Annotated in this window: 21 protein-coding genes; 15 read left to right on the top strand and 6 right to left on the bottom strand. The window is 67.5% G+C overall.

Going from position 1 to position 25,905, the window contains the following annotated elements:
• Positions 1-20: 20 nt before the first annotated feature.
• The 7 genes from thrC (at position 21) to AncyloWKF20_RS00245 (ending at position 7,551) form a co-directional block, all read left to right on the top strand.
• Positions 21-1,430 (top strand): threonine synthase, encoded by a 1,410-nt coding sequence (gene thrC, locus AncyloWKF20_RS00215; protein WP_279315983.1) that lies wholly within the window; start codon positions 21-23, stop codon positions 1,428-1,430.
• On the top strand, positions 1,427-2,716 hold the full coding sequence (locus AncyloWKF20_RS00220) for a pitrilysin family protein (protein WP_279315984.1): 1,290 nt from the start codon (positions 1,427-1,429) through the stop codon (positions 2,714-2,716). Before thrC ends, AncyloWKF20_RS00220 begins: the two co-directional genes overlap by 4 nt.
• 18 nt (positions 2,717-2,734) lie before the next feature.
• Complete coding sequence (locus AncyloWKF20_RS00225; RefSeq protein ID WP_279315985.1) at positions 2,735-3,346, top strand: GNAT family protein; 612 nt, start codon at positions 2,735-2,737, stop codon at positions 3,344-3,346.
• Positions 3,347-3,552: 206 nt separating this feature from the next.
• Entirely contained in the window at positions 3,553-3,849 is a 297-nt protein-coding gene (locus AncyloWKF20_RS00230; RefSeq protein ID WP_279318049.1) for a (2Fe-2S)-binding protein, read from the top strand.
• A gap of 127 nt (positions 3,850-3,976) precedes the next feature.
• Complete coding sequence (gene bfr / locus AncyloWKF20_RS00235; protein ID WP_267583460.1) at positions 3,977-4,456, top strand: bacterioferritin; 480 nt, start codon at positions 3,977-3,979, stop codon at positions 4,454-4,456.
• Positions 4,457-4,755: 299 nt separating this feature from the next.
• A complete protein-coding gene (locus AncyloWKF20_RS00240) occupies positions 4,756-5,799 on the top strand; it encodes a Fe(3+) ABC transporter substrate-binding protein (RefSeq protein WP_279315986.1) in 1,044 nt (347 codons plus the stop codon).
• A gap of 90 nt (positions 5,800-5,889) precedes the next feature.
• Entirely contained in the window at positions 5,890-7,551 is a 1,662-nt protein-coding gene (locus tag AncyloWKF20_RS00245) for an iron ABC transporter permease (RefSeq protein ID WP_279315987.1), read from the top strand.
• A gap of 4 nt (positions 7,552-7,555) precedes the next feature.
• Here the strand turns inward: AncyloWKF20_RS00245 and AncyloWKF20_RS00250 are convergent, their stop codons facing one another.
• Positions 7,556-9,523, bottom strand: a complete 1,968-nt coding sequence (locus AncyloWKF20_RS00250; RefSeq protein ID WP_279315988.1) for an acetoacetate--CoA ligase — start codon at positions 9,521-9,523, stop codon at positions 7,556-7,558.
• Positions 9,524-9,740: 217 nt separating this feature from the next.
• Here AncyloWKF20_RS00250 and AncyloWKF20_RS00255 point away from each other — a divergent pair, with 217 nt between their 5' ends.
• The gene (locus AncyloWKF20_RS00255) at positions 9,741-11,600 is read left to right on the top strand and encodes an AsmA family protein (protein WP_279315989.1); all 1,860 of its coding nucleotides are present in this window, start codon (positions 9,741-9,743) and stop codon (positions 11,598-11,600) included.
• Between the two features lies 1 nt (position 11,601).
• On the opposite strand, the gene AncyloWKF20_RS00260 is transcribed toward AncyloWKF20_RS00255, so the two are convergent.
• The gene (locus AncyloWKF20_RS00260) at positions 11,602-14,280 is read right to left on the bottom strand and encodes an ATP-binding protein (RefSeq protein ID WP_279315990.1); all 2,679 of its coding nucleotides are present in this window, start codon (positions 14,278-14,280) and stop codon (positions 11,602-11,604) included.
• A gap of 373 nt (positions 14,281-14,653) precedes the next feature.
• Here AncyloWKF20_RS00260 and AncyloWKF20_RS00265 point away from each other — a divergent pair, with 373 nt between their 5' ends.
• The 5 genes from AncyloWKF20_RS00265 to AncyloWKF20_RS00285 all read left to right on the top strand — a co-directional run bounded on the left by AncyloWKF20_RS00265 (position 14,654) and on the right by AncyloWKF20_RS00285 (position 19,152).
• Positions 14,654-15,061, top strand: coding sequence for a phasin family protein (locus AncyloWKF20_RS00265; RefSeq protein WP_279315991.1), 408 nt, complete (start codon positions 14,654-14,656; stop codon positions 15,059-15,061).
• A 271-nt stretch (positions 15,062-15,332) separates the two neighbouring features.
• Positions 15,333-15,824 (top strand): phasin, encoded by a 492-nt coding sequence (locus AncyloWKF20_RS00270; RefSeq protein ID WP_279315992.1) that lies wholly within the window; start codon positions 15,333-15,335, stop codon positions 15,822-15,824.
• A 243-nt stretch (positions 15,825-16,067) separates the two neighbouring features.
• Complete coding sequence (gene groES / locus AncyloWKF20_RS00275) at positions 16,068-16,364, top strand: co-chaperone GroES (RefSeq protein WP_267583450.1); 297 nt, start codon at positions 16,068-16,070, stop codon at positions 16,362-16,364.
• A 101-nt stretch (positions 16,365-16,465) separates the two neighbouring features.
• Positions 16,466-18,106 (top strand): chaperonin GroEL, encoded by a 1,641-nt coding sequence (groL, locus tag AncyloWKF20_RS00280; RefSeq protein WP_267583449.1) that lies wholly within the window; start codon positions 16,466-16,468, stop codon positions 18,104-18,106.
• A 164-nt stretch (positions 18,107-18,270) separates the two neighbouring features.
• A complete protein-coding gene (locus AncyloWKF20_RS00285; RefSeq protein ID WP_279315993.1) occupies positions 18,271-19,152 on the top strand; it encodes a dienelactone hydrolase family protein in 882 nt (293 codons plus the stop codon).
• 24 nt (positions 19,153-19,176) lie between these two features.
• On the opposite strand, the gene AncyloWKF20_RS00290 is transcribed toward AncyloWKF20_RS00285, so the two are convergent.
• Positions 19,177-19,800 carry a MarC family protein gene (locus AncyloWKF20_RS00290; RefSeq protein ID WP_279315994.1) on the bottom strand — a complete coding sequence of 208 codons (624 nt, stop codon included), beginning with the start codon at positions 19,798-19,800 and terminating at the stop codon, positions 19,177-19,179.
• Between the two features lie 143 nt (positions 19,801-19,943).
• Between AncyloWKF20_RS00290 and AncyloWKF20_RS00295 the strand changes: the two genes are divergently transcribed.
• Positions 19,944-20,588, top strand: a complete 645-nt coding sequence (locus AncyloWKF20_RS00295) for a ribonuclease HII (RefSeq protein ID WP_279315995.1) — start codon at positions 19,944-19,946, stop codon at positions 20,586-20,588.
• A 31-nt stretch (positions 20,589-20,619) separates the two neighbouring features.
• On the opposite strand, the gene cydB is transcribed toward AncyloWKF20_RS00295, so the two are convergent.
• The 3 genes from cydB to AncyloWKF20_RS00310 all read right to left on the bottom strand — a co-directional run bounded on the left by cydB (position 20,620) and on the right by AncyloWKF20_RS00310 (position 24,074).
• Entirely contained in the window at positions 20,620-21,642 is a 1,023-nt protein-coding gene (gene cydB, locus AncyloWKF20_RS00300) for a cytochrome d ubiquinol oxidase subunit II (RefSeq protein WP_279315996.1), read from the bottom strand.
• Between the two features lie 3 nt (positions 21,643-21,645).
• A complete protein-coding gene (locus AncyloWKF20_RS00305; protein ID WP_279315997.1) occupies positions 21,646-23,058 on the bottom strand; it encodes a cytochrome ubiquinol oxidase subunit I in 1,413 nt (470 codons plus the stop codon).
• A gap of 128 nt (positions 23,059-23,186) precedes the next feature.
• Positions 23,187-24,074 (bottom strand): uracil-DNA glycosylase, encoded by an 888-nt coding sequence (locus AncyloWKF20_RS00310; protein ID WP_279315998.1) that lies wholly within the window; start codon positions 24,072-24,074, stop codon positions 23,187-23,189.
• A 110-nt stretch (positions 24,075-24,184) separates the two neighbouring features.
• On the opposite strand from AncyloWKF20_RS00310, the gene AncyloWKF20_RS00315 reads away from it, so the two are divergent.
• Entirely contained in the window at positions 24,185-25,903 is a 1,719-nt protein-coding gene (locus AncyloWKF20_RS00315; RefSeq protein WP_279315999.1) for an electron transfer flavoprotein-ubiquinone oxidoreductase, read from the top strand.
• The last annotated feature ends 2 nt before the right edge of the window (positions 25,904-25,905 follow it).

A 25,905-nucleotide genomic window follows, 5' to 3' on the forward strand; every position in this document is an offset into this window, starting at 1 on the left:
TTTTCCAGCCGGAGGCGCGCGTGCGCTACATCTCGACCCGGGGCGAGGCGCCCATTCTCGCCTTTTCCGATGCCCTGCTCGCCGGTCTCGCCCGCGATGGCGGCCTTTATGTGCCGGACGCCTTCCCGGCGCTCAGCAAGGCTGACATCACTCATTTCGCCGGCCAGTCCTATGCGACGATCGCCGGCAAGGTGATCGCCCCCTTCGTGGATGCGGCCTTCACCCCCGCGGTGCTCCAGCCGATGCTGGAGGAAGCTTATGCCAGCTTCCGTCACCCGGCGACGACGCCGCTGGTGCAGATCGCGCCGAACCGCTTCGTGCTGGAGCTGTTCCACGGCCCGACGCTCGCCTTCAAGGATGTGGCGATGCAGCTGCTCGGGCGGATGATGGACCATGTGCTCATCCAGCGCGACGAGCGTGCCACCATTGTCGGCGCGACCTCCGGCGATACCGGCAGCGCGGCCATCGAGGCCTTCCGTGGCCGCGAGCGGACGGACGTGTTCATCCTCTACCCGACCGGCCGCGTCTCCGAGGTGCAGCGCCGGCAGATGACCAGCGTGCCGGATGCGAATGTCCACGCCATCGCCATCGAGGGCACTTTCGACGACTGCCAGGCGCATGTGAAGGCGATGTTCAACCATCATGCCTTCCGCGACAGGCTGCGCCTTGCCGGCGTGAACTCGATCAACTGGGCGCGCATCGTCGCGCAGGTGGTCTATTATTTCGTCGCCGGGGCCGCGCTGGGCAGCCCGCACCGCCCGCTGTCCTTCATCGTGCCCACCGGCAATTTCGGCGATGTGCTCGCCGGCTATGTCGCCAAGCGCATGGGCCTTCCGGTCGACCGGCTGACCATCGCGACCAATGTGAACGACATCCTCGTGCGCACGCTTGCCACCGGGCGCTATGAGGTGACGGGCGTCCACCCCTCGTCTTCGCCCTCCATGGACATTCAGGTCTCCTCGAATTTCGAGCGCGTGCTGTTCGATGCGCTGGACCGCGATGCCGGCGCGCTGCGCGGGCTGATGGCGAGCCTCGCCCAGTCCGGCGCCTTCGCCCCGCCCAATGAGGCGATGCGCGCCATTCACGCCGATTTCGACGCCGGCCGCGCCGACGAGGCTCAGACCGGCGAGACCATTGCCCGCGTTTGGCAGGAGACCGGCTATCTGCTCGACCCGCACACCGCGGTCGCGGTCTCCGTCGCCGAGCGCGCCGCGCATGATCCGCGTGTGCCGCAGGTCGTGCTCGGCACCGCTCACCCCGCCAAGTTCCCCGATGCCGTGGAGCGCGCCAGCGGCGTGCGGCCGGCGCTTCCCCCGCATCTGGCGGATCTGATGGAGCGGCCCGAGCGTACGCCGACGCTGCCGAACGACCTTGCCGCCATCGAGGCCTACATCGCCGCCCATGCGCGCGCGGCCGAGCACGCGGCATGAGCGGGATGAGCGACGACAAGGGACCGCGCATCACCCATCTCGACAATGGTGTGACCGTGGTGACGGACGCCATGCCGCATCTGGCTACCGCCTCGCTCGGCATCTGGGCGGGGGTGGGCTCGCGCGACGAGGAAAGCGACGAGCACGGCATCTCGCACTTGCTCGAGCACATGGCCTTCAAGGGCACGCGCCGGCGCAGCGCGCGGGGCATTGCCGAGGAAATCGAGGCGGTTGGCGGCGACATCAACGCGGCGACCAGCGTCGAGCACACCAGCTACAATGCGCGCGTCCTCGCCGAGGACATGCCGCTCGCCATCGACGTGCTCGCCGACATCCTGACCGAGCCGGCCTTCGATCCCGAAGAGCTGGAGCGCGAGCACAATGTGATCGTGCAGGAGATCGGCGCGGCGCTCGACACGCCGGATGATCTCGTCTTCGACCTGTTTCAGGAGCGGGCCTTCCCCGGCCAGCCGATCGGCCGCTCGATTCTCGGCACGCCGCAGACCGTGCGCTCCTTCGGGCCGGACAGGCTGCGCCGTTATCTCGACCGCAATTACCGCGCCCCCAAGCTCATCGTCGCCGCCGCCGGCGCCGTGGAACATGAGCGCGTGGTCGCGGAGGCGCAGGCGCGCCTTGGTGGAATTCCCAATGCTGACAAGCCCTTGCCGGTCCCCAGCCGCTATGAGGGCGGCGTCGAGATTGGTGGCGGGCGGGAGCTGGAGCAGGCGCATCTGCTGATCGGCCTGGAGGGTCTGTCCTACCGCGATCCCGGCATCCACGCGTTGCAGGTGTTCACCAATGTGCTGGGCGGGGGCATGTCCTCGCGCCTGTTCCAGGAAGTGCGCGAGGCGCGCGGGCTTTGCTACGCGGTCTACTCCTTCCACTGGGGCTATGGCGATACCGGCCTGTTCGGCATCTATGCCGGGACGGATGGCGGGGACGTGGACGATCTGGTCGATGTGGTGATCGATCAGATCGAAGAGACCATCGAAACGATGAGTGAGGCCGAGCTCGCCCGCTCCAAGGCGCAGGCCAAGGTGGGCCTGCTCGCGGCGCTGGAAAGCTCCGGCGCGCGGGCCGACCAGCTCGCCCGGCAGATGCTCGCCTTCGGCCGGCCGATCCCGCTCGAGGAGATCGTCGGCAAGGTGCAGGCGGTGACGCTGGAGGATGCCAAGGCCGCCGGCCGGGGGCTGATCGCCCGCGCCCGCCCCACCTTTACCGCTCTCGGTCCTGGCAAGGCTCTTGAAACGGCCGCGCGTATCGCGGAACGTCTGAGGCCGTCCTAACCTTTCCCGGCAGGCTCCATGGCCCTGTTCCGCACGGTCTCCTGGCCCGAGCCGCCCTCGCTGATCGAAGGCGAGGGCGTGGTGCTGCGCATGCCGCATATGTCGGACTTCGCGGCCTGGTCGAGCCTGCGCGAGCAGAGCCGGGCGTTCCTCACGCCGTGGGAGCCGATCTGGCCGCCTTATGATCTCACGCGCGGTTCGTTCCGCCGGCGGATCCGGCGCTATCAGCGCGATGTGCGCGAGGACAGCGCTTATCCCTTCCTCGTCTTCCGTGCGGGCGACCGCGTGCTGCTCGGCGGGCTGTCGCTGTCCAATGTCCGGCGCGGCGTGACTCAGACGGCCAGCCTCGGCTACTGGATGGGCGCGCCCTTTGCCGGCAAGGGGCATATGAGCGCGGCCGTGCGGGCGCTGCTGCCTTTCGCCCATGGCGCGCTCGGCCTGCGCCGCATCGAGGCGGCCTGCCTGCCGACCAACACGCCGTCGATCCGCTTGCTGGAGCGCTCCGGCTTCCGGCGCGAAGGGTATGGGCGCGAATATCTCTGCATCAATGGCAGCTGGCAGGACCATCTGCTCTACGCCCGCCTCGCCACCGATCCGGTCGGGACGAGTGAGGCAATGCCGCTTCTTTAGTGGCGTTCAAAAGTGGAGGCAGGCAAATACGGCCTCTATTCTGGAACGACTAAAAGCTGCGCGGGTATTCGTCGCCATTATGCATTTACGTGATCGGTAGATCGTGTTTTCCCGATTGACGCATGGCCGGTTTAGGGCGAAAAACTAAGCAGAAGGCTGTCTTTAGAATAATTCTAGACAGCTGGTCACTTGGGTTCAGCCCCGCGATGATCGTTTGCTCTTGTAATGTTCTGTCGGATCGGCAGATCCGCAACGCAGTGACGGAAACGCAGCCGACCGTGCGGACGGCTGGGCAGGTGTATCGTTGCCTGGGCTGCAGCGCGCAGTGTGGCCGATGCGCCCGCACGATCCGCCAGCTCATCGCCGATGTGAACGCCAGCGCCTGCGGCGCCTGCCCGCGCGAATGCCCGGCCAATCTCCAGAACGATGCCAGCCCGGGCCATGCCGGCCACGGCCATCCGGCGCATCATCACCCGCATCACAATCTTCTCGCCGCCGAGTGAGTCCGGCGCCGCGGTTCGCCTGTTGATGGCGTGTCCGTGATGCCTGCCGGTACCAGAAACCTCCTTGCCGGATTCTTGGAATTATTCTAAAAGTTCAACGGCTCAATTCCAAGGAGAGGTCGCGGCCATGAAGGGCGATCCCAAAGTCATCGAATATCTCAACCGTGGCGTCCGCTCGGAGCTGACGGCCATCAACCAGTACTGGCTGCATTACCGCATGCTGGACAACTGGGGGTACAAGAAGCTCGGTGCCAAGTGGCGGGCCGAGTCGATCGAAGAGATGCATCACGCCGATCGCTTCATCGACCGCATCCTGTTCCTCGAAGGCTTCCCCAACCTGCAGGTGCTCGATCCGCTGCGCATCGGCCAGGACGTCAAGGAAGTGATCGAGTGCGATCTCGCCGCCGAGATCGAGGCGCGCGCGCTCTACCAGGAAGCCGCGACCTATTGCGAGACGGTGCAGGACTATCCCAGCCGCGACATCTTCAAGGCGCTGATGGCGGATGAGGAAGGCCATATCGACTTCCTCGAGACCCAGCTCGACCTGATCGACAAGCTCGGCCTGCCGCTCTACGCCCAGCGCTATATCGGCGATCTCGACGACTGATTGCCGTCGCCACACCAGACAACACAAGGCCGGTCGCGAGACCGGCCTTTTTGTTTGCGTAGCGCCGACGGGTGATCCTGCGCCCGCCAGTCGGGCGATACCTGCGGTTATCGTCCCAGCTACCCCAATACCCACGCAGCTTCGGCGGCGCAGCATGCAGATTGGAGTCGTTCTGTTTTAGATCTTCTCTAAGGTATTGAAGTAACGCGCGTTTTTGTTGACCAATGTTGCCGGCTCTCGTACCGCCCACTGTACCTAAGGTAATGGCGGCACGACCGCCCCAACAGGAGGAGACGAGAATGGCGATTCGCCGGATCCTGGGAACGCGCCGTGGGGCGCTCGGCACGATCCTCGCCGCGAGCCTGGCGCTTGCCGCGCCGGCCTCGGCCGAAGAGGTCGTGAACGTCTACACCACGCGCGAGGTCGCGCTGGCCAAGCCTCTCTTCGACGCCTTCGCCGAGAAGACCGGCATCAAGGTCAATGCGGTATTCGTGAAGGACGGCCTCGCCGAGCGCGTGAAGGCCGAAGGCGCGGCCTCGCCGGCTGACCTGCTGATGACCGTCGATGTCGGCAACCTGATGGACCTGGTCGATCAGGGCGTGACGCAGCCGGTGACCTCCGACGTGCTGTCCAAGGCGATCCCCGCCAATCTGCGCGGCGCCAATGGCGAGTGGTTCGCGCTCTCCATGCGCGCCCGCGTCGCCTATGCCTCCAAGGACCGCGTGAAGCTCTCCGCCATCACCTATGAGGATTTCGCCGATCCCAAGTGGAAGGGCGAGATCTGCATCCGCTCAGGCAAGCATCCCTACAATGTGGCCCTGGTCGCCGCCTACATCGTCCATCACGGTGAGGCCAAGGCGGAGGAGTGGCTCAAGGGCGTGAAGGCCAACGTAGCCCGCAAGCCGGCCGGCGGCGACCGTGATGTCGCCCGCGACATTCTCGGCGACCTCTGCGACATCGGCCTCGCCAATTCCTACTATGTCGGCCTGATGCGCTCCGGCAAGGGCGGTCCCGATCAGGAGAAGTGGGGCGCGGCGATCAACGTGATCGTACCCACCTTCCAGAATGGCGGCACGCATGTGAACATCTCCGGTGCCTCGGTGGCCAAGGCCTCGCCGAACAAGGCGAACGCCGTCAAGCTGCTGGAATATCTGGTCTCGCCGGAAGCTCAGGCGATCTACGCCCAGGCCAATTACGAGTACCCGGTCGTTCCCGGCGCGCCGATCGACCCGATCATCGCCGCCTTCGGCCCGCTCAAGGTCGATCAGGTGGACCTCGTCGCCGTCGCCAAGGCCCGCAAGGCCGCGACCGATCTCGTCGACAAGGTCGGCTTCGACAATTGATCCACGCCGGCTTCCGGCTTAATCGCTCCCCCGCGTGGCCGAGAGCCGCGCGGGGGAGCCGCATGTCGGCACGAGGAACAGCGCATCCGCATGAGCAGCGCCGTCACCGATAGAAGCGACGCGGCGGACAGTGGGCGGGCGTTGCGCTGGGGAGCGATCGCCGTGGCGGTCGTCGTGCTGCTGCCGCTCGCCTCGCTCGTCTGGACGGCGGCGCATGGCTCGGGCGATCTCTGGCCGAACCTGCTGCGTCATGTTCTGCCCCATGCGCTCGGCCAGACGCTGCTGCTGGTGATCGGCGTTGGCATCATCGCCGGGGGCATCGGCACCGGCACGGCCTGGCTGGTCGCGGTGTGCCGCTTTCCCGGTCGCGGCATCTTCGAATGGGCGCTGCTGCTGCCGCTCGCCATTCCCACCTATATCCAGGCCTTCGTCTATGTGGACGCGGTGCATCCGCTCGGGCCGATCCCGACGCTGATCCGGGGCCTGCTCGGCATTTCAAGCCCGCGCGGCCTCTGGCTGCCGGAGGTGCGCTCACTGCCCGGCTGCATCGTGCTGCTCGGGCTTGTGCTTTACCCTTACGTCTATCTCACCGCCCGTGCGGCCTTTCTGGTGCAGGGCTCCTCGGTGCTGGAAGCGGCGCGCACGCTGGGGGCGGGGGCGTGGGAGACCTTCTTCCGCATCGCCCTGCCGCTCGCCCGCCCGGCGTTGGCGGTCGGCGTGACGCTGGCGCTGATGGAGACGGTGAACGATGTCGGCGCCTCCGAATTCCTGGGCGTGCAGACGCTGACGCTGTCGATCTACTCGACCTGGCTCAACCGTTCGAGCCTGCCCGGCGCGGCGCAGATCGCGCTGTTCATGCTGGTCATCATGATGGGGCTGGTAATGCTGGAGCGCTGGGGGCGCCGGCATCTGAGCGTTGCCAATGTCGGGGCGCGGCTGCGCCCGCCGGCGCGCCGTGACCTGACGGCGGGGGCGGCCGGGCTCGCCATGCTCGCCTGTTTCCTGCCGCTGCTGTTCGGCTTCCTGCTGCCGGCCGGCCATCTCGCGCATATGGCGTGGGCGCGCTGGCAGTTTCACGGTTTTCCGGTGAGCGTCGCGCAGGAGGCGCTGAACACCGCGCTGTTCGCCGCGGCGGGCACCTCGGTGGCGGTCGGGGCGGGGCTTCTCATCGCGCTGGCCTTGCGCACCGGGGCGCTGCGCTCGGGGCTGGTGCCGCGCCTCGCCGGGCTCGGCTATGCCGTGCCGGGCACGGTGCTGGCGGTGGGGCTCCTGGTGCCGCTCGCCGGCTTCGACAATCTCGTCTCCGCCGCCAGCGCCCAGCTTTTCGGCGTGCCCACCGGGCTGCTGCTCTCCGGTTCCGGCGCGGCGCTGGTGATCGCCTATGTCATCCGCTTCCTCGTCATCCCGGTCGGCGGGCTGGAGGCGGGCTTCGGCAAGATCACGCCCAGCCTCGACATGGCCGCGCGCAGCCTCGGCGAGCGGCCACGCGGGGTGATGCGGCGCATTCACCTGCCGCTGCTGCGCCCCGCGCTCGGCACGGCGGCGCTGCTGGTCTTTGTCGACTGCATGAAGGAACTGCCGGCGACGCTGATGCTGCGCCCGCTGAACTTCGAGACGCTGGCGAGCCATGTCTATGCCGAGGCGGCGCGCGGCACCTATGAGGACGGCGCCATCGCCGCCCTGCTCATCGTCCTTGTCGGCCTCGCGCCGGTGATCCTGCTGGCGCGGCTGAGCCGTCCCGCGCAGGGCTGAACGCTCACACCGCGAGCTGCGGCAGGTCGCGGTAGAGGTCGAGGCATTCCGGGTTGGCGAGCGCCTCGGTGTTCTTCACCGGCCGGCCATGCACCACTTCGCGCACGGCGAGTTCGGTAATCTTGCCCGAACGGGTGCGCGGGATATCGGTGACTGCGACGATCTTCGCCGGCACATGGCGCGGGCTGGCGCCGGTGCGGATCTGCGTGCGGATGCGCTTTTCCAGCGCCTCGTCCAGCACCGCGCCGGGCTTCAGCCGGACGAACAGCACGACGCGCACGTCGTTGTCCCATTCCTGGCCGATGGCGATCGCCTCGACGATCTCCGGCACCTGCTCGGCCTGAGCGTAGATCTCCGCCGTGCCGATGCGCACGCCCTGCGGGTTCAGCGTGGCGTCGGAGCGGCCATGGATGATGAGCCCGCCATGCACCGTCCACTCCGCGAAGTCGCCATGGCACCAGATGTTGGGGAAGCGGTCGAAATAGGCGGCGTGGTACTTCGCGCCTTCCGGGTCGTTCCAGAACATCACGGGCATGGAGGGGAAGGGCCGGGTGCAGACCAACTCGCCGCGCTCACCCGTGACGGGCTGACCCTCATCCGACCAGACCTCCACCGCCATGCCGAGCCCCGCGCACTGGATCTCCCCGCGATAGACCGGCGCCGTCGGGTCGCCCAGCACGAAGCAGGAGACGATGTCCGTGCCGCCGGAGATCGAGGCGAGGTGCAGGTCCGGCTTGATCGCCTCATAGACATAGGCGAAATCCGCCGGTGCCAGCGGCGAGCCGGTGGAGGTGAGCGTCTTCAGTGCTGAGAGGTCATGCGTGTCGACCGGCCGCAGCCCCTCCTTGCGCAGCGAATCGATGTACTTCGCCGAAGTGCCGAACAGTGCGAAACGCTCCTTGGCCGCATAGTCGAACAGCACGGACGGGCCGGGCGCGAAGGGCGAGCCGTCGAACAGGCAGAGCGTGAGCCCGCTGGCGAGGCCGCTCACCAGCCAGTTCCACATCATCCAGCCGCAGGTGGTGAAATAGAACAGCCGCTCGCCCGGATGCAGGTCGCAATGCAGCCGGTGCTCCTTGATGTGCTGGAGCAGCGTGCCGCCCGCCCCATGCACGATGCATTTCGGCACGCCCGTGGTGCCCGAGGAGAACAGGATGAACAGCGGGTGGTTGAAGGGCAGCCGCTCGAAAGTGAGCGGGGCCGGGGCGAAGGGCGCGATGAAGGCCTCAAGGCTCACCCCGTTGGGCAGGCCCGCCGCCACCTCGTCCGCCTCGCCGAGATAGGGCACGATGACGGTCTTCACGGCGCTCGGCAGATGCGGGACGACCGCCTTCAGCTTGTCGCCGATGCTGACGCGCTTGCCGGCATACCAGTAGCCGTCGCAGGCGACATAGACCTTGGGTTCGATCTGACCGAAGCGGTCGAGAATGCCGCGCTCGCCGAAATCGGGCGAGCAGGAGGAGAAGATAGCGCCGAGCGAGGAGGCCGCCAGCATCACCGCGATGGTCTCCGGCAGGTTCGGCAGGGTCGCGGCTACCCGGTCGCCGACACCCACGCCCGCCGCCTTCAGCGCCTGTTGCAGACGCGAGACGAGATCGGTGAGTTCACCGAACGAGATGTGGCGCTCGACCTTGTCCTCGCCGCGAAAGATGAGGGCGAGGCTTGCCGGGTCGCGCGGGCGCAGCAGGTTCTCGGCATAGTTCAGCTGCGCCTCGGGGAAGAATCGGGCGCCCGGCATCTTCTCGCCATCGACCAGGGCCACGTTCCCGCGTTCGCCGATCACCGCGCCGAGATCCCACACCTGCTCCCAGAAAGCGTCCGGCCGCAGGATCGACCAGGCGTGCAGGTCGCGGTAGGAGGCGAGGTCGGTGCCGTGCCGCTCATTGGTCGCCCGGAGGAAGGCGGTGACGGCGGCCCGCTCGATACGATCCCGGCTGGGGGTCCAGAGTGCTTCCTCGGTCGCGACGGCCATTCTGTGCTCTCCTCCCGCTGTGCCGGCCTATCTTCGCAGGCGCGGCAATCGCGACAATTCATAGCCGCGCGCTCGCTTTCTGTCAGGCCATCAAACAGACACAGACGCCCAACATGGTGCGCTGAACGAAGGATGGCTTTCCACCGGTTGGCGCGGCGCTTGCGCAGCCTGTCGTGGCTGCGCTAGGTCCACGTCCGGGTGGCATTATCGACATTTGATGAAAAGACTGGTCCCCATCCTGCTGCTGCCGGTGGCGCTCGTCCTGTTCGGGGCGGCGCTGGCGCCGAAGCTTGCCTCGGAGGAACGGCTGCGCACCGAGGTGGCGGCGCTCCTTGAGCATGCGGCCGGGCAGCCCCCGCGCATTGACGGTCCCGTCAGCTTCTCGATCTTTCCCTGGCCCGCGCTTGAGGTGAACGAGATTCGTTTCGGCGAGGGGGCGGCCACTCTCACCGTGCCCCGCGCCCGCGTCGTGCTCGACCTGCTGCCACTGCTGACCGGACAGGCGCGAGCCGACCATATCGAGCTCGACCAGCCGGAACTGGCGCTCGCTGGCGGGGTAGACATCGACCCCTTTTCCACCGGCGTGCTGCGCCTCGCCTCGGCCAAGTTCAACGCCGACCTCGTCGTTACCAATGGCCGCCTCGTCCTGACGCATGGCGGCACGCGCGACGTGGTGATTCCCGCGGCGGATCTGCGCATTGGCTGGCGCGGCGGACGCGATGCGGCGATCGAAGGCCGAGTGGTCTGGCGCGGCGAGCCGATCAATGTCGATCTCGCCGCCTCCAGTCTTGGCGTGCTGCTCACCGGTGGCGCCAGCCCGATGCGGGTCAAGCTCTCCGGCCCGCCCTTCGACATGGCCTTTGACGGCACCGGCAAGCTCGCCGGCGGCCCCGTGGCCAATGGCACCCTCACCGTCGCCTCGCGCCAGCTCCGCCAGACGCTCGCCTGGCTGGGTCTTGAAGCGCCGACCGCGCAGGGCTTCGGCAGCTTCTCGCTGCAGGCGCAGTCCGTCCTGTCCGGGCAGGGCGCGACGCTCTCCGGCGCGCGGCTGGAACTCGACGGCAATGTCAGCGAAGGCGGCTTCAACCTGCGGCTCGACGGCGCCCGTCCGGTGATCCAGGGCTCGCTGGCGGCGGACCGGCTGGACCTCAGCCCCTATGGCGAATTGTCGATCTCCGATGCCGCCGGCGACAATTGGAGCGCCGAGACGATCGACCTCTCCCGCCTGTCGCAGCTCGATGTCGATCTGCGCCTGTCGGCCACCGAGGTGCGCGCCGGAACCGGCCGCCTCGAGCGCATGGCGGCGAGCGCGACGCTGAAATCCGGTCGCCTCCTGCTGGCGATTGGCGAGGCCGAGGCCTGGAACGGGATTTTCCGGGCAGCTCTGCATGTTTCGCCCGCGACCAATGGCGCCGAGGCGCGGCTGGATCTGTCCGCCGACGATGTCGCGCTTGCCGGCGCTATGGGCGACCTGTTCCGCATGGGGCGGCTCGAAGGCACCGGCTCCTTCCGCTTCACCGCGGGTGGCACCGGCGCCAGCATCGCCGCCATTGTGGGCGGGCTGAACGGCAGCTTTTCCCTCTCCGGGGCCAATGGCTCGCTGGTCGGTTTCGATGTCGGGCGGATTCTGGCCCGGCTGGAGCAGCGCCCGCTCTCGGCCACTGGCGACCTGCGCGGCGGGCGCACGCCCTACAGCCAGATCGAGCTCGAGAGCACCATCCGCACCGGCATCGCCACCCTGTCGCGGCTCCATGTCGCCAGCGACCAGCTGCGCATCTCGCTGGCCGGGGAAAGCTCCATCGCCGACCGCGACCTCGATTTCGTCGGCGTGGCGCAACTGGTGAGCGCCGCCAAGACCGGTGACGCGCCGCCGCAGGGCGCGGCCAGCGCCTATGTCGCGGGCGCCGCCCCCGGCACGCCGCAGAACGTCTCGTTCGAGCTGCCCTTCATCGTGCGCGGTAATTGGGACCAGCCGGTGGTGCTGCCCGACCCGCAGGCACTGATCCGCCGCTCCGGCGCGGCGCGCCCGCTCTTCTCCAAACCTGCCGCCTACGGCTCGGTCGCTCCCGCGCCCTGACCTATTCGGCCAGCACGCGCGTCGAGGGGAAGGTGATCTCGACGATGGTGCCGACATCCACCGCGCTGCGGATGTTGAAGCTGGCGCGGTTGGCTTCGGCCAGCGCCTTGGTGAGCGGCAGGCCGAGGCCGGTGCCGCCGGAACCCGCGCGGCCGGACGTGGCGAGCTGGCGGAACGGCTCCATGGCGACGGAGATGTCCGCCTCCGACATGCCGATCCCGGTATCGCGCACGCGCAGCACCACCTCGCCCTCCTCGGTGAAGGCGGTGGAGAGGATGACCTGACCGCCCGGCCGGGTGAACTTGATCGAGTTGGAGACGAGGTTCAGCACGATCTGCCGGATCGAGCGCGCGTCCGCCACCACGGGCGGCAGTTCGCTCGCCAGCGAGGAGCGGATGATGATGCGCTCGCGGTTCGCCTGCGGCTGCATGATAGCCATGCTCTGCTGCACGATCTCGTTGAGCGGGACGCTGGTGAAGGCCAGGTCCAGCTTGCCGGCCTCGATCTTGGAGAGGTCGAGCAGATCATTGATCAGCGAGATGAGATGGCCACCGGAGGCGTGGATGTCGCGCAGATAGTCCCGGTAACGCTGGTTCTCGATCGCGCCGAAACGCTCCTCCATCATCACTTCCGAGAAGCCGATGATGGCGTTGAGCGGGGTGCGGATCTCGTGGCTGATCTTGGCGAGGAAGTCGGACTTGGCCATGTTGGCGCGCTCGGCGAGGCGCTTGGCTTCGGTCAGTTCCTCCTCGGCGCGCTTCCACTGGGTGATATCGCGCAGCACGGCGCAGAATTTGGTGGCGTCCTCACCGACGCGGCCAATGGTCATGAAGAGCGGGATGAGCCCGCCCTCGCGCACGCGGCCGATCACCTCGCGCCCGTCATTGAGCACGCTGGCGACACCGTTGGCGGCGAGCCCGTCGAGATAGTCCACCGCCGCGCGCTGGCTCTCGGGTGCGAAGAGCAAGGTGAAGTTCTCGCCCGTGACCTCCGGCGCGGAGAAGCCGAACAGCGCCTCCGCCGGGTGGTTCATGCTGAGCACGGTGCCGGCGGCGTCGATCAACACCACGCCATCGGTGGCGGTGTCGAGAATGGAGCGCAGCTCGCGGCTGGCGGTCTCGGCCTCGCGCAGGGCGAGTTCCGCCTGGCGCAGCTTTTCCTCGCCCGCTGCATCCGCCACCGGCTCGCTGCGGTGGAGGACATAGAGCATGGCCGTGCCGCCCTCCCAGGGGGAGGACATGAGGCGGGCGTCCACCGCGATGGTGCCGCCATCGGCGGCGGCGAGGCTCAGGGTGCGGCCGTTCTCCGCCCCCGGCGTCATCGCGCCGGTGAACAGGGTGGCGAGCCCGCCGGCCTGTTCGATGGCGGCGAGGTCCGGGTGGCCGATCCATTCCAACAAAGCGCGGTTGGCATAGAGCAGCCGGTCACCACGGAAAGCCAGGAGGCCGACCGGTAGACGGTCGAGAATGGGGCGCTCGCCCTCGGCCATAAGGCGTTGCAGCCCATCCGGCTCGCGGCGGGCGGGTTCCGGCGCGGGCAGGGGAGCGGTTTCGGCCGGATCGGCGACCCATGAGGTTTCGGCCGGGATGGCGGGTGCCGGCGTGTCCTTGGCCGGCACGTCCTGTTCCGTCGCGGGCACGGTGGAGGCGGGGGCATCGCTGGGGCGGGCGGGCTCGGGGAAATCCTCGACGCCTTCCAGCCGCGCGCCAAGGGCACGGGCGATCTCGCGAAACGCGTTGCGCTCGCCGGTGGACAGCCCCTCCCAGGAGGTACGCACGCCGTTCTCCGCCGGCCCGCGCAGCGGCACGACGTTCGGCGAGGAGGGCACGATGCTGAGCGTCACCCGTACCGGCGTGGGTTCCTCCGGCTCGGCCACCGGGGCACGGGGGGCCTCAACCACCGGTTCCGGCGGGAGCACGGGAGGCGGACCGACAGGGGCAGGGGGCGGCGGGACAGGCGTTGGCGCCACGCTGGCGGGAGCCATGACCGGCGGCAGATGCGGGAGCGTCGAGGCGCCCGGGGGTAGCGGGCGGCGGCCCTTGACGAGGCCATAGCCGCGCATTCCCTCGCCACGCACCGGTGCGCCACCAAGTTCGACTTCCAGCGCGTCGCCGCGCGGGGTGCGCAGCAGGACGGGCAGGCGGGTGAAGCTGCGGCCTTCGAGAATGGCGCGATGGGCGTCGAGAGCGCCGAGCAGGCTCCAGTCGCGGCCGATCAGGCTGTCCGCCGGCTGCTCCAGCGTCTCGGCCAGACGGGCGTCGAGCTGGGTGAAGCGCGCCTGAAGGTCCGTGCGCCAGGTGAAGCGCAGCGGCGCGGGGGCGGCCTCCGTCGCGGGCGGCGCGACCGGCGCCTCCGCCTCGGGGGAGGGCGTGGGGCGGCTGGCGGGGGCGGCGTCGAGAGAGATCATCAGCAGGGCGCGGGCGGAGCCGGCCGCGAGGAGCGAGCAGGCGAGCGTTGTGGGCGTGAGCCGGCCGGCGAGACGCAGACGCTCCAGCCGCGCCGGGCGGCCGGGGCGCAGCGTCGCGGCGATGCGAGCGGCGGCGGCGCTCACCTCGTCCGGCGGCGGTAGGCGCCCGAGCAAAGCGCCCCCGCCGGCATTGGCGGCGATCAGCGAACCGTCGAGGCGCAGCAGCACGGCCGGGGCGGGCGCGGCAAGGCTCGCGGCAGCGAGCGCACGCAAGGCGGCGTCCGCGCCAGCGGCCGAAGAAGGATGCCCGTCCGTCGGTATGCTCATAACCGCCCGAGTCGTGTCCCCAGGGGACATTGAAGGAAGCAGGCGCGCGTCCGGCGGACAGGCGCCCTTCCGCAAAGGATAATGCGCCCCCCGCCACGGCGCCACGCCGGCGGGCAAGACCACGCGCACCTTCGTACTTTCCGGTTAACCGGACGCCACCGATCCCGGTTAACCAGCCGTTGCACCGGACGGGGCTTTCGCGGCCGAATTTTGTTGCGCGGAGGCTGCGGGTCAATACTTTAGTCGTAGGCAGCAACGCGAATGGACCGCCCACAGGTTGCCGCTAGGATGATGGCTGCGACGCGCAGGAGAATGCACGATGGCCAATGGCTCGAAGCTGGACGTGCCGCCGGAACTTCGCAACCTCGCCGAGCAGGGCGTCGATCAGGCCCGTGCGGCGATCGATGGCTTCATCAGCGCCGCGCACAAGGCGCTGGACGATGCCGGCCGGCAGGTCGATGTCGCCCATGACAGCGCGCGCGATATGGGGCGCACGACCCTGAAATTCGCCGAGGACAACATCGCGGCCGGCTTTGACTTCGCCGCCCGGCTTGCCCGCGCCTCCAGCGTCGAGGAGTGGTCGCGGCTGCACGCCGATTATGTGAAGGAGCAGGCCGAGCGCCTGACCGAGCAGGCCAAGCTGCTGGGCTCCCAGGCGGCAGCGACGGCGCCTGGCGCCGCGCCGGCGTCACCCAAGCCCCGCGCGTCCAAGGCCAAGAGCCTCTGATCGCGTGCTCAGGCCGGCGACTTTCCCCTGCGTTCCGGCCTGTATGTGCCGTAACGTCAGTGTGTGCGCATTTTGGCGCCAGAGCGCAAAAAAATCGGCCAAACGGACTTGATTGTGCATTGCAATATGATATTGCATTGCACAATTAGAGTGTGCGACTTGGGTGGGCTCCTCGGGATGCCGTGTCGGCCAAGTCGAAGGCGGTCGCAGCCATGCGCGGATGCGCTGGCCGCCTTGTTTGTCACGACCCGCGAACGCGAGGAGAAAAATCATGGTTGACGCCACCACCGTTCCGCCGTCAGCGAAGAAGACTGCCAAGGCGGCCACCGCCGCTTTTGAATCCGCCCTGCCGAAGATCGACCTGGCCAATCTCGAAGTGCCGGCCGTGGTTCGCGAAATGGCGGAGAAGAGCGTCCAGACCGCTCGTGAGGCGTATGAGAAGATGAAGACCAACGCTGAAGAGACCACCGACCTGCTCGAGGACACCTACACCACCGCCTCCAAGGGCGTGGCCGAGTACAATGCGGTGGCGCTCGAGTCCCTGCGCGCCAATGTGAACGCGGCCTTCGACTATGTCGGCGCGCTGCTCGGCACCAAGAGCGTGTCCGAGGCTGTCGAGCTCTCGACCGGCCACATGCGCAAGCAGTTCGATGTTCTCTCGGCGCAGGCCAAGGAACTCTCGACGATTGCCCAGAAGGTCGCCGCCGAGACCGCCGAGCCGATCAAGGCCTCGGTCGAGAAGACCATCAAGAAAGCCTCCTGAGCTCCGGTCCGCCGGAACGCTCATGCCGCTTCGCAAAGCCCGGCCCGCCACGGCCGGGCTTTTTGCGTGAATAGCGCCTCGCCGCCGCTGCCTCGTCCCTATTTTCGCCGCAGCGGGCGGCTTGACTCCCCACCTGCCGCTACCTATCTCCGCACCGGCTTTGGCACTCGGAACGAAAGAGTGCTAAAGCCATTCCAACGGCGCCAACGGCGGCGCCAGAGCGGAAGATCCGAGGAGCGCCAGATGGCCAAGCTGAAGTTTCGTCCCCTGCATGATCGTATCGTGGTGAAGCGCCTCGATGCGGAAGAGAAGACCGCAGGCGGCATCATCATCCCCGACAGCGCCAAGGAAAAGCCGTCGCAGGGCGAGGTCATCGCCGTCGGCCCGGGTGCCCGCGACGAGGCCGGCAAGCTCGTCCCGCTCGACGTGAAGTCCGGCGACAAGGTGCTGTTCGGCAAGTGGTCCGGCACCGAAGTGAAGATCGACGGTCAGGACGTCCTGATCATGAAGGAATCCGACATTCTCGGCATCGTCGGCTGAGGCTCTGCCTCGCCTGACGAACCGACCCTGATGTCCCGTGCCGTGATGCCGCCCTCCGGGCGCCGCGCCGGGACTGACCCTCTTTCCAAGGAGTAGGCCTGATGGCTGCCAAGGACGTAAAATTCGGGAGCGATGCGCGCGACAAGATGCTGCGCGGCGTCGATATCCTCGCTAATGCCGTGAAGGTGACGCTCGGCCCGAAGGGTCGCAACGTCGTCATCGACAAGAGCTTCGGCGCTCCGCGCATCACCAAGGACGGCGTCACTGTCGCCAAGGAGATCGAGCTCGAGGACAAGTTCGAGAACATGGGCGCCCAGATGGTGCGCGAAGTGGCCTCGAAGACCAACGACCTCGCCGGTGATGGCACCACCACCGCGACCGTTCTGGCCCAGTCGATCGTCCGCGAGGGCGCCAAGTCCGTGGCCGCTGGCATGAACCCGATGGACCTCAAGCGCGGCATCGACCTCGCCGTGATCGAGGCCATCAAGGATATCCAGAAGCGCGCCAAGAAGGTGAAGAACACTGAGGAAATCGCTCAGGTCGGCACCATCTCGGCCAATGGCGATGCCACGATCGGCGAGATGATCGCCGGCGCGATGCAGAAGGTCGGCAACGAGGGTGTCATCACCGTCGAGGAAGCCAAGACCGCCGAGACCGAGCTCGACGTCGTCGAGGGCATGCAGTTCGACCGCGGCTACCTCTCGCCGTATTTCGTGACCAATCCCGAGAAGATGACGGTGGATCTCGAAGATCCGTACCTGCTCATTTTCGACAAGAAGCTCTCGGGCCTCCAGGCCATCCTGCCGGTTCTCGAAGCCGTGGTGCAGTCGGGCAAGCCGCTCGTCATCATCGCCGAGGACGTCGAGGGCGAGGCTCTGGCCACGCTCGTCGTCAACAAGCTGCGTGGCGGCCTCAAGGTCGCGGCCGTCAAGGCTCCCGGCTTCGGTGATCGCCGCAAGGCCATGCTGGAGGACATCGCCATCCTCTCGGGTGGCCAGGTGATCTCGGAAGAGCTCGGCATCAAGCTGGAGAGCGTCACGCTCGCCATGCTCGGCCGCGCCAAGAAGGTCGTGATCGAGAAGGAAAAGACCACGATCGTCGACGGCGCCGGCAAGAAGAAGGACATCGAGGGCCGCGTCGCCCAGATCAAGCAGCAGATCGAGGAGACCTCCTCGGACTACGACCGTGAGAAGCTCCAGGAGCGTCTGGCCAAGCTCGCCGGCGGCGTCGCGGTGATCCGCGTCGGCGGCGCGACTGAGGTCGAGGTCAAGGAGAAGAAGGACCGCATCGACGACGCCCTCAACGCCACCCGCGCGGCGGTCGAGGAAGGCATCGTCCCCGGCGGCGGCATTGCCCTGCTGCGCGCCAAGAAGGCGGTCGAGAAGATCACCTCCGACAACCCGGACATCACCGCCGGCATCAAGATCGTGCTGCGCGCGCTTGAGGCCCCGATCCGTCAGATCGCCGAGAATTCCGGCGTGGAAGGCTCGATCGTGGTCGGCAAGGTGCAGGAGTCGAAGGACCAGAACTTCGGCTTCAACGCCCAGACCGAGCAGTTCGTCGACATGATCGCCTCCGGCATCGTCGATCCGGCAAAGGTCGTGCGCACCGCCCTGCAGGACGCCGCCTCGATCGCCGGCCTGCTCATCACCACCGAAGCCATGGTTGCCGACCTGCCGAAGTCCGGCGGCGGCGCCCCGTCCATGCCGGGCGGCGGTGGCATGGGCGGCATGGACTTCTGATCGAAGCCCACCGGCACAGCCTGTGACAAGAATGAAGGGCGTCGCGCGAGCGGCGCCCTTTTTCGTTGTGGCGCGATGATACCGCTCCCGGAATTCTGATGTGCCCCTGCGTCGCCGCCGGGCCATGCTGCGCGCCGATCATCCGAGAGCAGCGGGAGGGCAGCTTGGACCAGCGCATCATCGATCTCTATGACCGCTTCACCCATGGCCAGTTGGACCGGCGCGAGTTCATGGACCGGCTGGCGACACTGGCCGGCTCGGTCGCGGCGGCAAGCGCGCTGCTGCCGGCGCTGATGAACGACTATGCCCGCGCGGCCATCGTCGAGGACAACGATCCCCGCGTGGAGATAACGACGGCGAGCTATGAGTCCGGCGGCGCGACGGTCAAGGGATACCTCGTGCGGGCCAGGCGCGTGGCGGCCAAGCGGCCGGGCGTCATCGTCATCCATGAGAATCGCGGTCTGAACCCGCACATCAAGGACGTGACGCGGCGCATGGCGCTTGCCGGCTATCTCGCCTTCGGCGTCGACTTCCTTTCCGTCGATGGCGGCACGCCGGAGAATGAGGATCGCGGGCGCGAGATGATCGCGGCGCTCGATCGCCCGACCACGGTGAAGCGCGCGGTGGATGCCGTGACCTTCCTTGCCGCGCACCCGGAATCGACGGGCGCCGTGGGGGCCGTCGGCTTCTGCTGGGGCGGGGCGATGGTGAACCTGCTGGCGGAGAACAGCACCGCGCTGAAGGCGGGCGTTGCCTATTATGGCATGCAGCCCCCGCTCGACCGCGTGCCGGACATCAAGGCCGCGCTGCTGCTGCATTATGCGGGCCTCGACAACCGCATCAATGAGGGCATCCCGGCCTATGAGGACGCGCTGAAGAAGGCGGGCAAGGAGTACACGATCTATGTCTATGAGGGCGTCAACCACGCCTTCAACAATGACACCAGCCCGACCCGCTTCGATCCCGCCGCCGCCGAACTCGCCTGGGGCCGCACGCTCGACTTCTTCGCCAAGCATCTCGGCGCGCCGCCGCCGGTGGAGACGTGACGGCGGCGGAGAGCTGAAGCCGGTTCAGATCGGCGGCAGGTGCAGCCAGTCCGCGGCGGCGCTCAGGCCGAGATCCACGGCGAGCGCCGCCAGGATCATGCCCATGACGCGGCTGATGATCGAGGCCCCGCCGCGCCCGATGAGCCGGCCGAGCGGGCCGGCGGCCAGCATGATGGCGAGTGTAATGAGCAGCACGATGCTGAACACGATGATGGTCAGCATCCGGTCGGGGAAATTGTGCCGGGCATTGTCCGTCAGCACCACTGCCGCCAGCATGGCGCCGGGGCTGGCGATGGAGGGGATCGCCAGCGGGTAGATGGCGATTTCCATCGGGCTGGTCTCGGCTGGCGCCTGCGCGTCGGTGTGGCTCTTGCCATGGATCATGGTGAGCGCGAACAGGAAGAGGACGATAGCGCCGGCGATCTGGAAGGAGTGGATGGACACATCCATCGCCCGCAGCAGCCAGTGGCCGGCCATGGCGAAGAACACCAGCACGCCGAAGGAGACCAGCGTCGAGAGCACCGCCGCCTTGCGCCTGGAGGCGGCGTCGAGCGTGGCGGTCACGGCGAGGAAGACCGGCAGCGTGCCGAGGGGGTCGATCACCACCCAGAGCGTGACGAATTCCTCAATGCGTTCCGACATGTTCATGGGGCTTCTCCCGCCGAAGGCGGCAGCCTTAGGCGTATTCCCGCGCCTTGCCAATGGTGCCGTTGCGTCTGTCGTGCGCCGGCGCCATGGTGCGCCCGCTCCCATCTCCGGGGGCGTGAGTCGTGCCGGTATCACGGAATCCGATGGCTGCGAGACCTAGGGCGGAGCCCCGCCGCAAACCTGATTTCTCCCATGAGCGCGCCGCCTGGGCGGCCGGCGAGGTGCCGGTGGCGGGCGCCGACGAGGTGGGTCGCGGGCCGCTTGCCGGGCCGGTGGTCGCCTGCGCGGTCGTGCTCGATCCCGAGCGCGTGCCGGAGGGGCTGGACGATTCCAAGCGCCTGACGCTGGCCCAGCGCGAGAAGCTGTTCGAGGTGATCTGCGCCACCGCCGAGGTGTCGCTCGCCTTCGCCCCGCCGGTGCGGATCGACACCCACAATATCCGGCAGGCGACGCTCTGGGCGCTGGCACGGGCAACCGCCGGCCTGCCGCGCCGGCCGCGTCTCGTGCTGGTCGATGGCAATGATATACCGCCGGTGAATTGCGCGGCCCGCGCCATCATCGGCGGGGACGGGCTTGTCGCCTCCATCGCCGCCGCCTCCATCGTCGCCAAGGTCACGCGCGACCGGCTGATGGCCTCGCTCGGCGTTGCCCATCCCGGCTATGGCTTCGAGCGGCACATGGGCTATGGCACGCCCGAGCATCAGGCCGCGCTAGCTGAGCTCGGCGTGTGTAGGCATCATCGCACCTCCTTCGCGCCGATCCGCGCGCGGATGACGCCGGCGGAGTGATCACCCGCCGGCGGGAGGTTCGTACGGGAAGCTAGTGGTAGCTCTCGCCCTCGCGTACCTTGCCGCGGAACAGCCAGTACACGAAGGCGACATAGCCCAGCACGATCGGCAGCATGAAGATGGTGCCGATCAGCATGAAGATCTGGCTGGCGGGTGCGGCGGCGGTCTCCCACACCGTCAGGCTCGGCGGGATGAGATAGGGGAAGATCGAGATCCCGATGCCGAGATAGCCGAGCAGGAACAGACCGATGACGCCGAAGAACGGCCGGTTCTCGCGCCCTTCCTCCAGCCAGCGCCAGACAAACCAGGCGAGCAGCAGCGTCAGCAGCGGCACGGGGGCGAGGTAGAACAGGTTCGGCGTGGTGAACCAGCGGTCGGCGATGCGCGGGAAGGCGATCGGCGTCCACAGGCTGACAATGGCCATGAACACCAGCACGGCCGGCAGCAGCATCTTGGCGTGCGCACGGGCATGGCGGGCGGCGGCGCCCTCGGTCTTCATGATGATCCAGGTGCTGCCGATCAGCGCGTAGCCGGCGACGACGCCGAGCCCGCAGAACAGGGCGAAGGGGGTCGCCCAGTCGAGCGGGCCGCCGGCAAAGGCGTTGTTCTCGACCTTGATGCCCTGCACGAAGCCGCCCAGCAGCACGCCTTGGAAGAAGGCCGCCAGCGTCGAGCCGCCGGCGAAGGCGATGTTCCAGATGAAGCGGCTGGTATCCGCCACATGGCGGAATTCGAAGGCCACGCCCCGGAACACCAGCGCCAGCAGCATGAAGATGACCGGCAGGTAAAGCGCGGGCATCACAATCGAATAGGCGAGGGGGAAGGCGACCAGCAGCCCGCCGCCGCCGAGGATCAACCAGGTCTCATTGCCGTCCCAGAACGGGGCGACGGAGCTCATCATCTGGTCCTTTTCCACGTCGCTCCGGGCGAAGGGGAAGAGGATGCCGATGCCGAGATCAAACCCGTCCAGCACCACATACATGGCGATGGCGACCGCCAGCAGCAGCGACCAGATGACGGGCAGGTACCAGACCATTCCGACGCTCATATCCATGGCTCATTCCCCCGGGGCGTTGATGGCGGCACGGGTCGCCTCGTGGGCCGAGGCGAGGGGACGGCTGGGCATGCCCTCATTGGGCGCGTCCACCGCTTCGTCTTTCGGGCCGCGGGCGATGAGGCGGTTGATGTAGTAGATGCCGCCGGAGAACACGACGGCATAGACCACGACGAACAGAGCGAGCGTAGTGGCCACCGCCCAGCCGGCGACGGGCGAGATGGCGTCCACCGTGCGCAGGATGCCCGTGGCGACCCAGGGCTGCCGGCCGACCTCCGTCACGAACCAGCCGGACAGCACGGCGATGAAGCCGAGCGGCCAGACGAACTGCGCCGGCGCCAGATACCAGTCGGTCTCGAACAGCCGCCGACGCCAGAGAAGCCAGGCGCCGCACCAGCCGATGCAGATCATCAGTATTCCGATACCAACCATGATGCGGAAGGCGAAGAACGGGATGACCACGGGCGGGCGGTCGTTCGGGGCGTATTCCTTCAGGCCCGGAAAGGTGCCCTCCCAGCTATGGGTGAGCAGCAAGCTGCCGAGATGCGGGATGGCGATCTGGTAATCATTGCGTTCGGCCGCCTCATTGGGAATGGCGAACAGCACCAGCGGGATGCCGTTCTCGCCCGGCACATTCTCCCAATGCGCCTCCAGCGCCGCGATCTTGGCCGGCTGGTGCTCCAGCGTGTTGAGCCCATGGGAATCGCCGATATAGGCCTGCATGGGGGCGAAGATGGCGATGAGGCCGATGGCCATGCGCATCATGGTGCGCCCGTCCTCGCCGAAGCGGCCCTGATAGACATAGCGCGCGCCCACCGCGAGCACCACGAAGGCGGTGGTGAGGTAGCAGGCCGTCAGCATATGGGCGAAGCGGTAGGGGAAGCTGGGGTTGAAGATGATGGCCAGCCAGTCCACCGGATGGGCGATGCCGTCGATCACCTCATGGCCCGCCGGGGTCTGCATCCAGCTATTGGCGGAGAGGATCCAGAAGGCGGAGAGCGAGGTGCCGAGCGCCACCATGATGCAGGAGAACACGTGCAGCCCGCGCGGCACCCGGTTCCAGCCGAACAGCATGATGCCGAGGAAGGTCGCTTCCAGGAAGAAGGCGGTCAGCACTTCATAGCCGATCAGCGGGCCGATGACATTGCCGACGACGCGGGAGAAGTGGCTCCAATTCGTGCCGAACTGGTAAGATAGTACGATGCCGGACACCACGCCCATGGCGAAGGACACGGCGAAGATCTTGGTGAAGAAGCGCGCGATGCGGTGATAGCGCTCCTGCCCGGTGGCGATCCACAGCACTTCCAGCGTCGCGACATAGGCGGCGAGGCCGATGGTGAAACCGGGGAAGATGACGTGGAAGGAGATCGTGAAGGCGAACTGGATTCGCGCCAGAAGGACGGGATCGAATTCCATCGTGCTCCCCATGCTTGTCGTCGCCGCGTCGGGCGTGACGTTGCGACAGTAAGCCGGGTTACCGCTGGATGGAATGACTCAAATGTGCTCGCCTATTCAATTCGCGCGGCCCTTCGACGCGCGCCGGCTCAGGGGCGCGGATTGGCGCCGAGTTCGGCGAGCTTCGACTCGATTGCCATAAGATCTCGCCACGCCATGCGTTTTCCCAGCGGGCTGCGCAACAGATAGGCCGGGTGGAAGGTCGCCAGCGCCGGAATGGTCCGCGTGCCGGTATTATATTCCTGCCAGCGTCCCCGCGCCTTGGTGATGCCGTCGGTGATGCCCAGCAGCGTCTGCGCGGAGGGGCCACCGAGGCACACGAGAATATCCGGGTCCGCCAGTTCGATCTGCCGGCGGATGAAGGGCAGGCAGATCGCGGTTTCCTGCGGTGTCGGCGTGCGGTTGCCCGGCGGGCGCCAGGGCACGACATTGGCGATATAGGCGCGCGTCCGGTCGATGCCGATGGCTGCGAGCATGCGATCGAGCAGCTTGCCGGAGCGCCCGACAAAGGGCTTGCCTTCGATGTCCTCGTCGCGACCCGGCGCTTCGCCGACCAGCATGAGACGCGCGCGCGGATTGCCGTCGGCGAAGACGAGACGGGTCGCCGTGTGCTTCAGCGGGCAGCCGTCAAACCCTTGCAGAAGCTCGAAAAGCGCCTCCAGCGTCGGGGCTGAGGCGGCGGCTTCGCGCGCTTCGATGGCGGCGATGTCCGGGGGCGGCGGGGCTTCGCTTGGCAGGGCGGGAGCGGTCGGGGCAGGGGCGCGGGAGGTAACATTTGCCGGGCGCGCGGGCGTCGGAGCGCTCGGCGTGGGCCGCGATTCGGCGACCTGCGGGCGCGGCCGGACCATGCTGCGCTCGCGGGCGCTTTCCTCGAAACGGTCCACCGGCGCGTCGCCAAGCGCGACATCGACGCCCGCCTCCACATGGAAGGCGAGGATGTCGGCAATCAGGTCACGCTCGTTAAGTCTCGGGTCCATAAGGGCCTTCTTCCGTCCAAGGGATGACCTTATCGCGCCGCGGGATGGTTGTCAGGGGGCGGCAAGCGTGGAAGAAGTCCAGAGAACATGCGGGAGCGCCGGAGGCAGCTATGGACGCGGCGGAATTGCCGGATCGCGAGGCCATGGAATTCGATGTCGTCATCGTCGGGGCGGGCCCGGCGGGGCTGGCGGCGGCGATCCGGCTGAAGCAAATCAACGCCGATCTCTCGGTCGTGGTGGTGGAAAAGGGCTCCGAGGTCGGCGCCCACATCCTCTCCGGCGCGGTGATCGATCCCATTGGTCTGGATAGGCTTTTTCCCGATTGGCGGGAGGATGCCGACGCGCCGCTGAAGACGGCGGTAACCGATGACCGCTTCTATCTGCTCGGGCCCGCCGGCGCCCTGCGCCTGCCCAACGCGCTGATGCCGCCCTTGATGAGCAATCACGGCAATTATGTCGGCTCGCTCGGCACTGTCTGCCGCTGGCTGGCGGCCAAGGCCGAGGGGCTCGGGGTCGAGATCTACCCCGGTTTTGCCGCCGCCGAATTGCTGGTCGACGAGTCCAGTGAGGTGACCAGTCAGGCCAGTGAGGTGGACAGTCAGGCCAGTGGGACCGGGAAAGGCCGCATCGTCGGCATCGCCACCGGCGATATGGGCATCGGCCGCGACGGGGCGATCACCGACCGCTACACGCGCGGCATGGAACTCAGGGCGAAGTATACCCTGTTCGCGGAAGGCGCGCGCGGGCAACTCTCCAAGCAGCTCATCGCCCGCTATGGGCTGGGCGAGGGGCGCGAGCCGCAAAAGTACGGGCTCGGCCTCAAGGAGCTGTGGACCGTGCCGCCGGAAAAGCACCGGCCGGGTCTCGTCCAGCACTCCTTCGGCTGGCCGCTCGACAATGCCACCGGCGGGGGCTCCTTCCTCTACCATATGGAAGACAACCAGGTGATGGTGGGCTTCGTCGTCCACCTCAACTACGCCAACCCGTATCTGTCGCCCTTCGAGGAATTCCAGCGCTTCAAGACCCACCCGCTGGTGCGCGAGACGCTCGCGGGCGGCAAGCGCATCTCCTATGGCGCGCGCGCCATCACCGAGGGCGGCTGGCAGTCGGTGCCGAAGCTGGTCTTCCCCGGCGGGGCGCTGATCGGCTGCTCGGCCGGCTTCATCAATGTGCCGCGCATCAAGGGCAGCCATAACGCCGTGCTCTCCGGCATCCTCGCCGCGGAGGAAACCGCGGCCGCGCTCGCCGCCGGGCGCGAGCATGACGTGCTCGCCGGCTATGAGGCGAGCTGGCGCGGCTCCGACATCGGCCGCGACCTGTGGAAGGTGCGCAACGTCAAGCCGCTCTGGTCGAAGCTCGGCACCTTTGCCGGCATCGCGCTGGGCGGGCTCGACATGTGGCTGAACACCGCCTTCGGCATCTCGCCCTTCGGCACGCTCAGGCATGGCAAGGCCGACCATGAGACGCTGCAGCCGGCGGCGGCCTCCCGGCGCATCGAGTACCCGCGCCCCGACAACATCGTCTCCTTCGACCGGCTCTCCTCGGTGTTCCTGTCCAACACCAATCACGAGGAAGACCAGCCGGTGCATCTGAAGGTCGCCGACATGGCCTTGCAGAAGCGCTCGGAGCACGATGTCTATGCCGGGCCGTCCTATCGTTACTGCCCGGCGGGCGTCTATGAGTGGGTGGAGAAGGATGGCGAGGAGGTCTATGTGATCAACGCGCAGAACTGCGTCCACTGCAAAACCTGCGATATCAAGGACCCCAACCAGAACATCACCTGGGTCGCCCCGGAAGGCGGCGGGGGGCCGAACTACCCGAATATGTGAGG

Source organism: Ancylobacter sp. WKF20 (genome assembly GCF_029760895.1).
Classification (GTDB): Bacteria; Pseudomonadota; Alphaproteobacteria; order Rhizobiales; family Xanthobacteraceae; genus Ancylobacter.